The sequence below is a fragment of the Paenibacillus brevis genome, assembly GCF_018919145.1.
GTDB classification, from domain to species: Bacteria; Bacillota; Bacilli; order Paenibacillales; family Paenibacillaceae; genus Fontibacillus; species Fontibacillus brevis.
This window is the reverse complement of record NZ_JAHLQJ010000004.1, coordinates 57,632-72,935: the sequence shown is the minus strand read 5'-3', so window position 1 is coordinate 72,935 and position 15,304 is coordinate 57,632. Positions and strand designations below refer to the sequence as shown.

Annotated in this window: 12 protein-coding genes; 8 read left to right on the top strand and 4 right to left on the bottom strand. The window is 51.2% G+C overall.

Translation table 11 applies throughout. The features are described 5' to 3' along the window. Positions 1-4 precede the first annotated feature (4 nt). The 7 genes from KQJ23_RS05705 (at position 5) to rhaM (ending at position 9,627) form a co-directional block, all read left to right on the top strand. Positions 5-1,291, top strand: coding sequence for a Gfo/Idh/MocA family protein (locus KQJ23_RS05705; RefSeq protein ID WP_216477727.1), 1,287 nt, complete (start codon positions 5-7; stop codon positions 1,289-1,291). 188 nt (positions 1,292-1,479) lie between these two features. Then, positions 1,480-3,750: an AraC family transcriptional regulator gene (locus tag KQJ23_RS05700; RefSeq protein ID WP_216477726.1), complete on the top strand. Its 2,271-nt coding sequence runs from the start codon at positions 1,480-1,482 to the stop codon at positions 3,748-3,750. Between the two features lie 244 nt (positions 3,751-3,994). Beyond that, positions 3,995-4,957 carry an ABC transporter permease gene (locus KQJ23_RS05695; protein WP_430522285.1) on the top strand — a complete coding sequence of 321 codons (963 nt, stop codon included), beginning with the start codon at positions 3,995-3,997 and terminating at the stop codon, positions 4,955-4,957. A 456-nt stretch (positions 4,958-5,413) separates the two neighbouring features. Further along, complete coding sequence (locus KQJ23_RS05690; RefSeq protein ID WP_216477724.1) at positions 5,414-6,313, top strand: carbohydrate ABC transporter permease; 900 nt, start codon at positions 5,414-5,416, stop codon at positions 6,311-6,313. A 37-nt stretch (positions 6,314-6,350) separates the two neighbouring features. Continuing rightward, positions 6,351-8,003 (top strand): type 2 periplasmic-binding domain-containing protein, encoded by a 1,653-nt coding sequence (locus KQJ23_RS05685; RefSeq protein WP_216477723.1) that lies wholly within the window; start codon positions 6,351-6,353, stop codon positions 8,001-8,003. Positions 8,004-8,021: 18 nt separating this feature from the next. Then, positions 8,022-9,047 (top strand): glycoside hydrolase family 88/105 protein, encoded by a 1,026-nt coding sequence (locus tag KQJ23_RS05680; RefSeq protein ID WP_430522282.1) that lies wholly within the window; start codon positions 8,022-8,024, stop codon positions 9,045-9,047. Between the two features lie 241 nt (positions 9,048-9,288). Further along, positions 9,289-9,627 carry an L-rhamnose mutarotase gene (gene rhaM, locus KQJ23_RS05675; protein ID WP_216477722.1) on the top strand — a complete coding sequence of 113 codons (339 nt, stop codon included), beginning with the start codon at positions 9,289-9,291 and terminating at the stop codon, positions 9,625-9,627. A 233-nt stretch (positions 9,628-9,860) separates the two neighbouring features. Here rhaM and KQJ23_RS05670 read toward each other — a convergent pair whose 3' ends face one another. The 4 genes from KQJ23_RS05670 to KQJ23_RS05655 form a co-directional block, all read right to left on the bottom strand. Then, positions 9,861-10,904 (bottom strand): Gfo/Idh/MocA family protein, encoded by a 1,044-nt coding sequence (locus KQJ23_RS05670; protein WP_216477721.1) that lies wholly within the window; start codon positions 10,902-10,904, stop codon positions 9,861-9,863. 16 nt (positions 10,905-10,920) lie between these two features. After that, the gene (locus tag KQJ23_RS05665; RefSeq protein ID WP_216477720.1) at positions 10,921-12,036 is read right to left on the bottom strand and encodes a Gfo/Idh/MocA family protein; all 1,116 of its coding nucleotides are present in this window, start codon (positions 12,034-12,036) and stop codon (positions 10,921-10,923) included. A gap of 198 nt (positions 12,037-12,234) precedes the next feature. Further along, the gene (locus KQJ23_RS05660; RefSeq protein WP_216477719.1) at positions 12,235-13,083 is read right to left on the bottom strand and encodes a sugar phosphate isomerase/epimerase family protein; all 849 of its coding nucleotides are present in this window, start codon (positions 13,081-13,083) and stop codon (positions 12,235-12,237) included. Positions 13,084-13,122: 39 nt separating this feature from the next. Beyond that, on the bottom strand, positions 13,123-14,286 hold the full coding sequence (locus KQJ23_RS05655; RefSeq protein WP_216477718.1) for a Gfo/Idh/MocA family protein: 1,164 nt from the start codon (positions 14,284-14,286) through the stop codon (positions 13,123-13,125). Between the two features lie 181 nt (positions 14,287-14,467). Here KQJ23_RS05655 and KQJ23_RS05650 point away from each other — a divergent pair, with 181 nt between their 5' ends. Then, positions 14,468-15,298, top strand: a complete 831-nt coding sequence (locus tag KQJ23_RS05650) for an AraC family transcriptional regulator (RefSeq protein WP_346779350.1) — start codon at positions 14,468-14,470, stop codon at positions 15,296-15,298. Positions 15,299-15,304: the final 6 nt, after the last annotated feature.

Genomic DNA, 15,304 nt, shown 5'->3' with positions numbered 1-15,304 from the left:
TAACATGAACAAGAAAAAGTATGTGCTTGTTGGAACCGGAGGCCGTGCGGAGTTTTTTTATTCTGCCATTGCCAAGCAATTCAGTGAGACCTCTGAGCTTGTTGCCTTTTGTGATATCAACCAGACACGGATGGACTATGCGAACCAGCTTCTGGAAGAAAAGTATGGCTATTCGAAAGTGAGGACTTACCCTCCAGGACAGTTCGAGCAGATGCTCGAATCTGAGAAACCGGATGCCGTCATCGTGACCAGTGTGGATCGCACGCATCATATCTATATCATCCGGGCGCTGGAGCTTGGCTGTGATGTCATTACGGAAAAGCCGATGACTGTAGATGAAGACAAATGCCAGGACATCCTTGATGCGGTTAAGCGAACGGGCCGCCAGGTAAGAGTCGCCTTTAATTATCGCTATGCGCCGCATCATACCAAAGCCCGCGAGCTCATCATGGATGGGGTGATCGGGGATGTGCATTCGATCCACTTTGAATGGCTGCTCAATACGATGCATGGTGCGGATTACTTCCGCCGCTGGCACCGGGATAAACGGAATAGCGGAGGATTGCTTGTTCATAAATCGACGCATCATTTCGATCTGGTCAACTTCTGGATCGGCTCGCAGCCGGAAGAGGTGTTTGCCTTTGGGGATTTGCTGTTCTATGGCAGGGAGAACGCTGAGCAGCGGGGAGCAACCAGCTTCTACGAGCGGGCAACTGGCAATCCGAATGCCAAGGATGATCCTTTTGCCTTGCATTTAGATGAGAATCCGCACTTGAAGGCGATGTATCTGGAGGCCGAGCATGAGGACGGCTATCGGCGCGACCAAAGCGTATTCGGGGATGGGATCAGCATTGAAGACACCTTGGGCGTCATTGTTCGATACAAGAATAAAGCGATTTTGACGTATTCCTTGAATGCCTATATGCCTTGGGAAGGCTACCGTATTGCCTTTAATGGCAGCAAGGGAAGAATGGAAATGACGATTGTGGAGCAATCGTACGTCAACTCCGGGGGAGATAAAGCGCTGGAGGGGGCGCTGATGAATAAGCGAATTCTAGTCTATCCGATGTGGAAGCCGCCTTATGAGGTAGAGGTTGAAGAAGGGGAAGGGGGCCATGGCGGAGGAGATCCGATTTTACTTCAAGATATGTTCGGTACCCCGGTCAATGATCGGTTCAATCGAGCTGCTAACCATGTGGATGGAGCAAGATCCATCCTTACCGGGATTGCTGCCAATCGTTCGATTCGAACAGGTCAGGCAGTCAAGGTGGATGATCTGGTCAAGTTTTAATCCATTCTTACTAACGATAATAGAAGATATCCCCTTCATCACCGCCTGTGACATTTCTCCGGGCGGTTTTTTGTGTAAAAAAATGGTTGATAAAGCACGTGGAGCGAAATATATTTAAATTAACTTGAAACAGTTCATATAAATTAAAATGAAAGCGATTACGAATAGGGAAAGAGGGGCAAGGAGCAATGAAACGAATTCCGATGCTGCTTCAGCTGGCACTTATTCTGTTCTGCGTCATGGCGATTCCGTTGTCTATTCTGACCTGGTACAGCGGAGCCCAGATCCTGCGGAATTCCGAGCTTGAGATTGCGGAATCCGCACTCGCTGGACTGAATGCGAACCGGAAGCTGAATGAGAATGCGCTGAACAATCTGGCACAGGATGCCGTAAGGCTGTCTTCGACCCATATTTATGACCGGATCCGCAATTTCGAGACCTATGCCGAGCTTGGAGAGAATTATGGCAACATGAGCAGCGCCCTTACGGTGCTAAACGAATTGGTGAACCTGAACCACAGAGTCGATGGCGTGTACTCTACCTATTTTTATCTGGAGGGAGCGAACTACGTCATTTCCACGGACAAAGGGATTACGACGCTGGACAGATATGAGTCGATCGATTGGATCGAGCGGGCGCTGATCGGAAGGGTAGGGATCGGAGGGATTTGGGTTCCCCGGGAATTAAGCTCGGGGACGAGTGTCATTTCGTATGTGCTGCCATTGAATCGCCTATCGACCACGACACGGGGCATGATCGTTGTCAATTTGCGGGAAAGCCAGATTGAGAGCTACCTGCGATCGTCGGAGCCTGGCGAGCACGGATTTGTGCTTATGAGGCGGGATGGCACCATCATTTCGCATGATGATAAAAGCCTATTGCTCACCAATGGGCGAGAGCTGCCATTTGTCGGAGAAATATTGGATCAAGGGATCAAGCAGGGGTACGCATTTCATGAGCTGGATGACAAGCGGCTGTTGTACACCTGGTCCTTTTCAGAGCGGTACCGATGGTGGAATGTGAGTATTCTATCGATGGATGAGTTAATGACCCAGACTCGTGCGATGCAGCGCAGCATCCTTCTGTTGACCGTCGTTATTTTCTTCGTCGGGACCTTGCTGTCCGTCCTTCTAGCCACCTGGCTGTCCAAGCCGGTGCGCAGGCTGGTTCACAGTGTTCGCGCACGCGGCAATCTTGGGATATCGGGGCGAAATGAGCTTGCGTTCCTCGATGCGGCATTCCGGCGGATGCAGGAGGAGGAGGAAGGCCTTCATCTGCTGCTTCGCCAGCGTGAACGGGATACACGCAGTCTGGCCATTCATAACCTGCTGAAGGGCGAGGTTTCGGAGCAGGCTGAGAGTATGTTCCCTGAGCCCTATTGCCTGATCACCATCGTCTCGATTGACCAATACCGGAATTATGTGCGCCAGGCCAATTCGGAAACCCGGAGCTATCACCGGTATCTTTTCAACGCCCAATGCGAGGACTTATTTCCGGAAGATATCCATGCTTATAGCGTTTATCAGGGCGAGGGCTATTTTGCGATGGTGATTAATTATGGAGAGGGGGAAGCCGGCCGGAATTGCGAAGGCATTCACGGCGCTCTTGCAGCAGTGAGGACCACGGCAGAGGATATTTTCGGTCATACGGTGACGATCGGAGTAAGCAGTCCGGCTGCCTTGAACGGGAATATTCCTGACCGGGCGGCTGAGGCTATGGAGATGATCAAGTACAGGATGATTGAAGGAGGCCGGGGAATTATTTTCTGGAGAGGGGCAGCAGACAACGGCAGCAGGAAATATGTCTACCCGTCGCTCAGTGAAAGAAGGATTCTCAATTTTCTGAACACCGGTGATCTGGACAGCATCCATAAAGAGCTGAGTATGATCCGGCAGGAAATTCTTTCGGCCGAATATATCTCTTACGATAATATCATGTTCATCTATAACCAGCTGCTCAGTGTCACGATCAAGCATCTCAGAGAAAACAACATCAGCACGGAACGGATATTCGCGGGCCGGGGAAATGTTTATTCCGCCATTGCTTCCTTAGATACGCTTGACGAGCTTGAGGAATACATGCGCGGCTTCTTCGGCGAGATCATCCAGTACCTCACACGGAATCAGGGTGAAGCGGGGCATGGCGAGCGAATTGTCCGCTACCTGGAACAGCATTATTGCGAGGAAATCGTGTTCGAAAATATGGCCAAGGAAATCGGCATCAGTTATTCCTATATGCGGAGAATCGTATATGAGCTCACGGGGAAAAGCCTGATCGATTACATCAATCAATTGCGAATTGAAAAAGCAAAACAGCTCTTGCTGGAAACCTCGCTTACCATCGCCCAGATTGCTTCCGAAGTAGGGTACTACAATGTGCAGAGCTTCAACCGGTTTTTCCGTAAATATGAGGGCATGGCGCCAAGCAGCTACAGATCTGCCAAGACAAACACTTCGTGAATGAGATGAAGGAGCAGGCAGGAGGTTAGTCATAATAGTTAATTTTGCTTAGAACCTTCAATATTGATTATTTTCACCTGTAAAATTCCCATGACATCAAGCAGCAATCAAAAATGACAAATAGAATCAAAACTCATGATTTACCGGTGCGAAGACGGAGCGTAAGATGAGACACAGCCTCCCCTATGGTCTCCACACTGGCTCGGGCGGGGCGAGGAATGACCAAGCGTTAGGAGGTGAGATTCTGAAAATTGAAAGCGCTTCAAAGACTGAAAGTCCTCTGCATACTAGAGGGACGCTAGGGAAGAGCTTCGCTTTTTATCTTCGCCGGGACCTTCAACTTTACCTGATGCTTCTGATCCCGATCGCTTTTGTGCTTGTATTCAAATACGCACCGATGTCCGGCCTTGTGCTGGCGTTTAAGAATTACAAAATCGCCCATGGCGTCTGGGGGAGCGAATGGGTTGGATTCGAGGTGTTCAGGGAGCTGTTCGCCAAGCATGATTTCGGACGCGCTGTCCGCAATACCTTGCTGCTGAACTGCCTTGATCTTGTCTTCAGCTTCACGATGCCGATCGTGCTTGCCCTATTGCTTAATGAAGTAAGAAGCATCCGATTCAAGCGGATTAACCAGACCCTGCTCTATTTGCCGCATTTTCTGTCCTGGATTATTATCGGTGCAATCGCCTATCAACTGCTGAGCGAGGGCAACGGCGTGGTCAATAATGTGATCGCGATGATGGGCGGAAACCGGGTTCCGTTTCTGCAGGAGGATGTCAACTGGCTGATCAGTTATCTGGCGATTGGCGTCTGGCAGAGTATGGGCTGGGGGACGATTATTTATCTTGCGGCGATCAGCGGGATCAACCCGGAGCTGTACGAGGCGGCAACCGTGGACGGCGCAGGCCGCTGGCGGAAGGTATGGAACGTGTCTCTGCCGTCGATTCGCACCACCATCGTGACTTTGTTAATCATGAACCTGGGACGGGTCATGGAGGGCTCGTTCGAACGGATCTATGCACTGCAGAATAAAGCCACAACAGAGTTTACGACGACCATTCCCGTGCTGGTATACCGCTGGGGGATCGAGGGCGGGAACTTCAGCCGGGCAACGGCGCTCGGCTTGTTCCAATCCATGATCGGAATCATGCTGGTGCTGCTGGCGGATCGTATCGCCAAGAAGCTAGGAGAAGACGGACTATTATGAGAGGTAGTTTAAAAATTCATCTTTTGATCACGAAGTATTTCAAGAGGTTGGTTCAACATCGAATCTTGCGTTCATCCTTGAAGTCCAAGCGGATGCTTACGAGGCATGCTTCCTTTGGAAGCATTTCGCTCTTGTAGGTTTTGTCTACACTCCGTTCCTCCTTCTTCGGATTCTCACAACCTTCTCGGTGCTGAGAAGCTGATTTTTTAAACATGCATTGTAATAAACGAACTGATTTTGATTACAGCCCTTAAATTGAAAGTTCAAAAAGTTGGGTTTACAGGACCAAGAAGGTTGGATGAAGCTAGGGACTGAGTAGCGGAGCGTAGACAGATCTACGTGAGCAACGGAAGGCCCGGCTGAATTCAAGATTCGATGTCGAATGTACTCCTGGAACAGCTTCGTCTTGGGAAGCTGACTTTTTGAACAACCTATCTAAAGAAAGGAGGCGGGTTCTTGAAGTCTTCGGGCAATATACTCACCGTGCATCGCAACAGACGCTTTGACGCCTGGGATGTGCTGATTCATCTCACGCTGATCATCGCCTCGCTTGTTTGCTTGCTGCCGTTCCTCCATGTCGCCGCCAAATCGCTTAGCTCTGACGCTTTTGTCATCGCGAACAAGGTGGTTCTGCTGCCGCGCGGCTTCACATTTGAAGCTTACGGCAAGATTTTTGCCGATGCCAGTATCCTTCGTTCCCTCTATGTATCCGTGATTGTGACGGTTGCATTCACCATACTCGGCATGATCATCACCGTCTGCGCGGCCTATCCTTTATCACGCAAGCAGCTTAAGGGGCGCACCGCATTGACCATGATCTTCATGATTACCTTGTACTTCAGCGGCGGCATTATTCCCGAATACATGCTGATGAATCAACTCGGCATGCTCGATACCTTGTGGGCGCTTATTCTGCCGCAGGCGTTCAGCGCGTTCAATTTCCTGATCATGAAGACCTCTATTTCAAGCAGTATTCCGGCAAGCCTGGAGGAATCGGCGAGAATTGATGGCGCAGGCCATTTCCGCATCCTGTGGAGCATCGTCCTGCCGCTCTCCAAGCCGATTATTGCGACTTTATCGCTCTTTTATGCGGTTGGCCGCTGGAACGCGTATCAGGACGCTTTATTCTACATTAAGCAAGCGGTGGATCTTCGGCCGCTGCAGCTCAAATTGTATTATCTGGTCATTCAGGCCAGCGAAAGCTTCCAGCTGGAGGCGACACAGGTTCAGCTTAGTAATCCTGAGGTTCTAAAGGCATCGTGTGTCGTGTTTGCGACGCTTCCGATCCTTTGTATCTATCCGTTTATCCAGAAGTATTTCGTTCAAGGCGTTTTACTGGGTGCGGTCAAGGAATAACCGGAGCAAGATCATTTGAAAAAACGGGGGGAAAACGATGAGCAAAAGTAGAATTTTCTCGATCGTCATGGCTTTGTTCGTAGCAATCAGTGTTCTGTCGGCATGTACAGGGAATAACAACTCCAGCTCCAATTCCGATAACGGCTCTAAAAATTCGAATACGCCGAGCACCAACTCTGCTAACGCGTCGGGAGATTATGAAGATTACTCGGGAGGATTTCCCGAGAAGGTCACGCTGGAAATCCCGGTCTACGAGCGCGCGTTCGAAGGCTGGAATGTCACGGACAACTACTATACCCGATGGGTTCAGCAGGAATTCGGAGATAAGTACAACATCGATGTTAAATATGTTCCGATTACCCGCACGAGCGAGGTTACGGACTATGAGCAATTGCTTGCTTCGCACAAGGCACCGGACATTATTTTTCACTATGACATGCCGCAAGCACTGGCCTATTACGGGGAAGAAGTGATGCAAGAGCTTGATTATGACGAAATTGCTTACTATGCTCCGACTTACTGGAAAAATATGAATTCAACCATAGAGAAATACGGTAGTGTGGACGGAAACAAAGTCTTCTTCTTTGCTAATCGTCCTTCTGCGGACAACTTCACGACACTCGTTCGGAAGGACTGGGTAGAGCAAGCCGGGATGAAGGTCGAGGACCTGACGTCTTTGGAGAAATATAACGAGATGCTGGCAAAGTGGAAGGAAGCAGGTCTCGGGGTTGGCGGCGGCAGCTTGCTGCAAAACAACTATAATTTCAACTATGCATTCCGGGATTGGCCGATCGATGGAAAAGAACGGGCGCTGTATTCTGACCTTAGCGTGGCTGACCTGACGTCTCCGGCAACGGAACGTTATCTTCGTAATCTGAATTATCAGTACAACAACGGAATAATCGATAAGGAATTTTATCTGCGCAATGATGAGGCAAAGACAAAAGCGGAGTTCGTAGCCGGAAAGACCGGAACGTTCGCCTTCTATCTCACCAGCAATACGGACGTGATATCCGCTACGCTCGTTAACAATCCGGATGCCGAATTCGCGGTGCTGCCTCCGACGGCGAGCGTTCCGGAAGGCCTCCAGCCTCAGGGACGCGCCTACTGGCCCTTTGGCTTCATTATGGGCATTAATTACGAATCCTCGGCCGAGGAACGAAGGGCTGTATGGATGTATCTCGAATGGATGAGCCAGCCGGACAATCTTTTCTTCCTGCAAAATGGTGTTGAAGGCCAGAATTACACGCTCGACAGCGATGGCATCGCTGTGAAGGTAGCCGATTTTGCGGGTGAATCGAAGCTGTCCAATAACAACAACAAGGATTATTGGGGACTTGTCACGGAGATGGCTGAATACGCCAGCCCGGAATTGACGCGAAAATCGTATATCCGCAACTGGGCGCCCCCAGGGTATGAATATCTGGCCGAAGATATGCTGCGGTACTATGATGAGACGGCAGAATACCGCACGCCGGACGCCTTGTTCACTATCGTTCTTGAGAAAGTCAACGAATACAAGGCCGACCTGAACTCGCTGTTCCAGGAGCTGTATGTCAAGTGCGTTCTGTCTCCGGAAGGGGAGTTCGATGTAACATACGAAGCGGCTAAGAAGACTTACCTTAACGCGGGTTACCAGGAGATTCTTGATGAGAAGCAGAAAGCGATCGACGAGGGACAGTACAACTAATCCGGGAGGGTGAATAGGTTGAAGCTAACAGCGGTTCCGTCCGACTTGAGACCAATCGCCGGACGCGTGGTGGACTATATCTTCGGAATGGATTTGACCTGGGACTGGCCGGGAGGGGTTGCTTTTTACGGAGTCAGCTCGATCTTCGAAGCTACCGGGGAACAGGCTTATCTCGAACGGATGGTGGCATGGTGTGATGAGTATATTGAGGCGGGGCTTCCAATATGGAACGTGAACACCTGCGCGATGGGACATATGCTGCTTACCTTGTATGAACATACGCAAGACCAGAAGTATCTCGATCTGATTTTAAGCAAGATCGATTACATCCAGAACAAGGCGCCTCGATTCGGAGAACGGGTGCTTCAGCATACGGTCTCCGCCAAGAATGATTTTCCGGAGCAGTGCTGGGCCGACACGCTGTTTATGGCCGCCTACTTCATGCTGCGCACCGGCGTGATGCTGGGAGAGAAGCCGCTGATTGAAGATGCTCTGCACCAATTTTATTGGCATATCCATTATTTGCAGGACGAGGACTCCGGGCTTTGGTACCATGGCTACAACAATATCAGGCAAGATCATATGTCCGGGATTTACTGGGCGCGAGCCAATGCTTGGGCAGCCTATACGATGTCCCGGGCGGCAAGGGTGGTGCCGGAAGGCTATCTCTATCCGCCGATGATGCATATATGGAGTTCCTTGCGGGATCAACTCGCTGCTATTAAAAAACTGCAGAAGGATAATGGCCTTTGGGGAACCGTTCTTAATGTTCCGGAGGCCTACGGTGAAGTGTCAGCGACGGCAGGAATAGCGGCGGCTATGCTCATGCAGGGCAATCCCCTCCATGCGAAATATGTGCAGAAAGCCCTGGATGGCGTGCTGAGTAATATTGCAGCGAATGGCCGCGTGCTTAATGTCTCCGGAGGAACCGCTGTGATGAACGATGTTGAGGACTATCTTGCGGTGGACCGAAAATGGGCCCAAGGCTGGGGACAGGGCCTTACATTAGTGCTGCTGGCGGCGGCAATTCAAATTGGCGAATGATTGACGAAGGATACTCGATACTTGCTGCTTATATAGGTTGAACTATAAAGCTACGTCGAAAGGGCATAAGTGTGGAGTGTGCTGTAGAAGCGTAAGCGTTCGCCTTTGTGAATGGATTTCTACTCTATACTAGTTCAATCAGAGAAATCCGTGAACAACAGCGATCGTAAGAACACTTCACACGTTGCCCACAGACGTAACATTCAGTAGTTCAATTTTTTGAGCGAGAGGAGGTGGGAGGATGATACGAAAAGCTTCGCTGATGAAGGTCTATGAGGATTGTCATGATGAATATCATAAGCGTCATCATGAGCTTTGGCCTGAGATGAAAGAGATGCTGCTCGCTCACGGGGTCATTAGTTATTCGATTTTCTTGGATGAACCTACAAGCACGTTGTTTGCCTATTTAGAGCTTGAGGACGAAGCTCTCTGGAACCAGGCTGCCGATACGATGATTTGCAGAAAGTGGTGGGATAGCATGAAGGATATTATGGAGACGCATGCTGACCACCGTCCTGTAAGCCGTGATTTGAAAGAGGTGTTCTTTCTGGAGAGGGAGCCTGATTCTTTTACTGTATAAGTTGAACTAAAGAACGGCACAGAAAAGGCATAAATGTAAAGTGTCCTATAGTATAAGCTTTCTGAAGGAAAGCTACCTCGGGAGCATAGGCTCGATAGCGTTCGCCTTTGAGAGCGGATTGCTTCCTTTACATGGCCAATTCAATCCAAGAAATCCGCGAACAACAGCGATCGTAAGAACACTTTACACGTTGCCTCCTGTGTATAATCATTAGCTCAACTTTTATATAGAATTTAAGTCGGACGGCTGCTCATCCGAGCGGCCTGCGCTTGGGAAGAAGCGTACAGATCGGTGATTAACCGCATAGTTTTGATCCCTTCCTCAGCGTGAATCGGAAAGCGCGTCCCGCTGCGGACATGGTCGTAGAAATCTTCGATCAATAGCTGATGACTAATGCCCCAATAGGATTTGCCCGTAACCAGCCCTTGCTCATCCAAGGTGGCAGGAGGCTCGCATAGCAGCGTCGTAGAGCTACCCTGAACGAGATATAGACAGTCCTCACGCAACTGAAGCACCCCCTGCTCGAATACAAGCTCCAGCTCGACCGGGGAATTGGAGACATAGGCGTTCGTAGCATAAAATAATGCCCGTGCTCCGTTGGCAAACCGGATATGGGCATGCGCCGTATCCTCGACTTCAATCGTATCGCCCAGGGTATCGGTGCTTGCGCTGCCTTCGATGGAAGCTACCTCGCCGCCGAACCATTGGAGCAGGTCGAGGGTATGAATCGCCTGGTTAATCAGCACACCGCCGCCCTCGGTCGCCCAACGTCCGCGCCAAGGGCTGGAGGTGTAGTAGGCCGGCTCGCGATTCCAGGTGATGATTCCTTTAAGGCCAAGCAGACGCCCCAGGGTTCCCTTGTCGATCATTTCCCGTATGGTCCGGGATGAGGCATTATAACGGTTTTGAAAGGTAATCCCCAGCTGAGCCGAGCTCTGGCTGGCCTCCCGAAGCAAAGCCTCGGCAGCGTGGAGATGATGAGCCATCGGCTTTTCCGTAAGAACATGCTTGCCGGAACGGAGCAAATCGATCGCCATTTCGGCATGGAGATGATGGGGCGTGCATAGATGCACAACCTGAATATCCTCCCGGTTCAACAGCGCTTGAAAATCGCATGCTGCCTCACAATGATATTTCTCAGCGGCCTGTACGGCTCTGACCGGATCACTGTCAACGATCAGCTTCAGATGCGCTCCGTTCAATTTGGCTATACTTTCGGCATGAACGGTGGATATCGCACCAGCGCCGACAATGGCCGTACTGATCTGATCTCTCATGTTGCATCCTTCCTGTCTATAGAGAGGTGGTGAGATGAAGCGCCTGGTTCTGTGCCTTCAGACAAAGCTCTGCAGCTTTGAAGGCATGCTCCTGGGTCATCGCATGCTCGGTACGGTGGATGCAATCCAGGATCAGCTCTCCGAAATAAGGAAATCCGATCTGCCCGCGAACGGAGAAATGCTGTTCGCCATCCTTGTTGACCAGATAGACATGATCCCCCTGCCGATCCCGGGCAATGTCGGTATATTTTCGCAGCTCGATGTAGCCCTCGGTTCCCATAATGAATGTCCGGCCGTCTCCCCAGGTGCTTAATCCGTCCGGCGTAAACCAGTCCACCCGGAAGTACTGGGTCGCTCCGTTATCCCCGACGAGTGTCGCGTCACCGTAATCCTCCAGCTCGGGGTATTCCGCATGGTTATAGTTGGCAACTTTGCTGTGCACGACCTCGGCATCCTTGCACCCGGAGTAGAACAGGAATTGCTCGATCTGATGGCTCCCGATGTCGCAAAGAATACCGCCGTACTTCTCCTTTTCAAAGAACCAGGATGGTCTGGAAGGGGCGTTCAACCGGTGCGGCCCAAATCCGGTAATCTGCAGCACTCGTCCGATGGCGCCTTGCTGAATCAACTGTCCGGCGTAAACCGCAGATTCCACATGCAGGCGTTCGCTATAGTATACGGCATATTTTCGTCCGGTCTCTTGAACCTTCTGGCGGGCAGCTTCCAATTGCTCCAGGCTGGTAAACGGCGCCTTGTCCGTAAAGTAATCCTTCCCGGCATCCATTACCCGAAGCCCTAACGGACCTCGTTCAGATGGAATCGCAGCGGAGGCAACAAGCCGAACCTCCGGGTCCTGAAGGATTTGTTCCAGATTGGCGGCAGGGGCCGCTTGCGGATAGGATTTCAGAAATGCCTGTACTTTGGCCGGATCCGGGTCATAGACCCATTTCAAGGTCGCTCCAGCCTCGATCAATCCGCCGGTCATGCCATAAATATGTCCGTGATCCAGGGCTGCAGCGGCAAATATGAATTCGCCCGGCTGTACGACTTGATTGGGCTTGCCTTTTGGCGCGTAGTTCATTCCGTCGCTGGTCTGAAAAGATTTAACTTGTTCGTTAGCTTCCGATGGCATAGATAAGCAGCCTCCTTATAGTGCGTGTTCAAAAAGTCAGGTTTTCAGCACCGAGAAGGTTGTGAGAACCCGAAGAAGGAGTAACGGAGTGTAGGGAGCCCCACATGAGTACCGGACTTCTAGGGTGAACGCAAGATTCGACGCCGAATCAACCCCTTGGAATACTTTGTGATCAAAGATGACTTTTTGAACAACCTCTTAAATTCGCTCGTGAATAAATTCGGCAAACTGCCGAAGCATAGCTCTGGAATTCCATGTACCGCTGAAATCCTCGATGCCGAGATATCCGTCGTAGTGAACGGACTTCAAATCCGCCAGCAGCCGGCCGAAATCGACGACCCCGTTATGCAGGGAGGCCCATTCACAGCGCCATTCGGCCGTTCCGTTCTTGTGCTTGCCGGTTTCAATCCAGGCGGCGTTCTTGATATGAACATGCGCCAGATAAGGACCAAGCAGCTCCAGTCCCATCTTGAACTGCTCGTAGCCCTCATATACCATGTTTCCAGGGTCGAACAAGACGCCGATCAGGTCGGGATCGCAATGGCTGACAAGCCGATGGGCCAGGCCGGCACTGGGTGCGATGGTGAAATGATGCGTCTCCACGACCCCTTTAACGCCGTATTGCTTGGCAAGCCGCTCGGCTTCCTTCAGGTAGCGGACCGTCTTGTCATACAGCTCGGGATAAGGCGTCCCGTCGCCATATCCGGCGGCTCCGACGCGAATCATCTTCGCGCCCAGCAGACGAGCAGCATGGAAAGCCTGTTCTGTCTCCTCCAGACCGAGGTGATTCAAGTAGGGAGTAACGCTAACCATATCCAGCCCTGCGGCTTCGGTAATCTGCTTGAAGCGCAGCAGCTCATTGTCCGGGAGAGACGGATCAATCGAGCATAGGTTGTTGCGCCAGTAGGAGGGCGCTTCTCCGGCTGCATCGGCTGGAATCTCCTTGTATCGCCATTCCACGCCATGGAGTCCTGCTTCCCGGGCCGCTTGGACCAATTCCTCCGGTGTGAGATCCGGTGTTGCTACGGTAAATACGGACAATTTCATCGCTGATTGAGCCTCCTTGAAATCAATTGGATATCAGAGCTAATGCGTGCCCGAAACGTCGAGTGTTTTGCCGTCTCCGCTTGCTTTTCGGAAGGTTGAAGCTTCGATCTTCTCTTGCAGCTTGGCGTGGTACAAATCCTCATCGAGCGGCAGCTCCACCCAATCCTCGGTCCAGGACGACAAATGCATGGCATTAGACAGCGTCAATCCGTGAATACCGTCCTTTCCCGGAGCCAGCAACGGCTCGCCGTGAAGGATGGCGTTCGTGAAATTCCGCAAAATTCCTTTATGCTGCGAACCTTCACCTTCATGGATCGGAATATCGCATTTCCAGCATTCGGGCTGGCCGAAGCCGCCGGTGAATTCCGCGTTGAACTGAGGCTCGGGCACCCGCAGCCTCCAGAAGGTCAGCTTGCCGTCCTCGACGACGATTTTTCCGTTATCCCCGGTCAGCTCATAGCGATTCGTTCCGGGTGCTTCTCCGGTTGTAGTCACGAACAGGCCAGTGGCGCCGTTGCTATATTCAACATAAGCGGTGACATCGTCCTCGACCTCGATGTTCCGGTATTTCCCGAAGTGGCAAAACGCACGAACCCGGGCCGGCATCATTCCGGTCGTCCACTGCCATAGGTCAAGCTGATGCGGATCCTGATTGAGCAGCACGCCGCCGCCTTCTCCGGCCCAAGTGGCGCGCCAGCCGCCGGAATCGTAGTAGCTCTGCGACCGGTACCAGTTCGTAATAATCCAGTTCGTCCGGCGAATCTCGCCAAGCTCCCCGGATAATACCAGCTCGCGCAGCTTGGCATAGAGCGGGTTGGTTCGCTGGTTGTACATGATACCGAACAGCTTGTCTGAAGCTTCAGCCGCAAGGTTCATCTCACGGACTGCCTTGGTGTATACGCCGGACGGCTTTTCAATCAACACATGGTAACCGCTCTCAAAAGCTTGTACCGCAAGGGAGGGATGGTCATAGTGAGGCGTTGCAATCAAGACGGCATCCATAGCGCGAGACTCAAAGAAATCTTTGGGATTCCCGAATATAAGCACTTGGCTAGGGAGGTGCTCCTTTGCCCAATCCAGACGCTTGGGGTTTGTATCGCATACAGCAGTCAGTTCCGCGCCCTGAATATCGTGAATCAGGCTTAACGCATGGGAAGAGCCCATATTACCGATGCCGATAATGCCAAACCGTACTTTGTTCATATCGCTACCTGCCTTTCTTTATTCCCCATATTTATCGCTCTTAGCTTAGCTTGAATATTGAAGAAAGAGAATGACAAAGATTAAGCGTATTTTGCATAAAATTAAGGTGAATATGTTAAATTTCTCTCTCCCGGTGTTACAATCAGAAGAGAAGAGAAATCCACGGAGAGGATTGGGAAAGATGATGAATGAAATGGAGCTTCTGGCCGGGAGAATGCCAGAAAGCTTGACCGTAACGGTAACGCACGCCCAATTGAAAACCGGCTATCCCGGCTGGAACCGGACGGAGCTGGCTCCGAGCTTTAATCGGCTGTATTTCATTCCTCAAGGGGAAGGCTCTGTCATTATTAATGGCGAGACCTATTACCCGGAGCCCAATCAGTTAATGATCATGCCTGCGGGCTCCAGTCAAACGACCTTTACGAATCCGGACAATCCGTATTCAAGATATTTTTGCCATTTCGATGCCCAGGTGGGAGGCTGGCCGCTGTTTCATGCGGGGAGCAAGCTCTATATCTGCAGTGTACGTAACCCGGAGCAGGTCCGTCTGACGTTTGAGGAGATGATCCGCCAATTTCAAAGCGGCGGCCCATTCGCCGGGCTGCGGATGCAGGCCTGTCTGCTTAACCTGCTTGCCTGCTGTCTGGAGGAGGGAGGATATCACGATTATTTGAAGGATTACATGCAGGTGACGGAAAGAAACAAGCTGGGAAAAGTGCTGGCGTATATTCAGGAGCATCTCTGCGAGCCGATCGAGATCGAGGTGCTGGCCCACCTCGTCCATTTGCATCCGAACTATTTTATTCCTTATTTCAAAAAAATTATGGGCGTTACCCCTATGCATTACGTGCAGCAAAAGCGGATGGAGGAGGCCAAGCGGCTGTTGACCTTTACAGATACAAGCATTGCGGATATTGCCGAGCAACTGGGCATGCAGCTGGCGCATTTCTCCCGCCAATTCAAGAGTCACGCGGGAATATCGCCAACCTCTTATCGGGCTTGTACGCGGTAAGCCGCA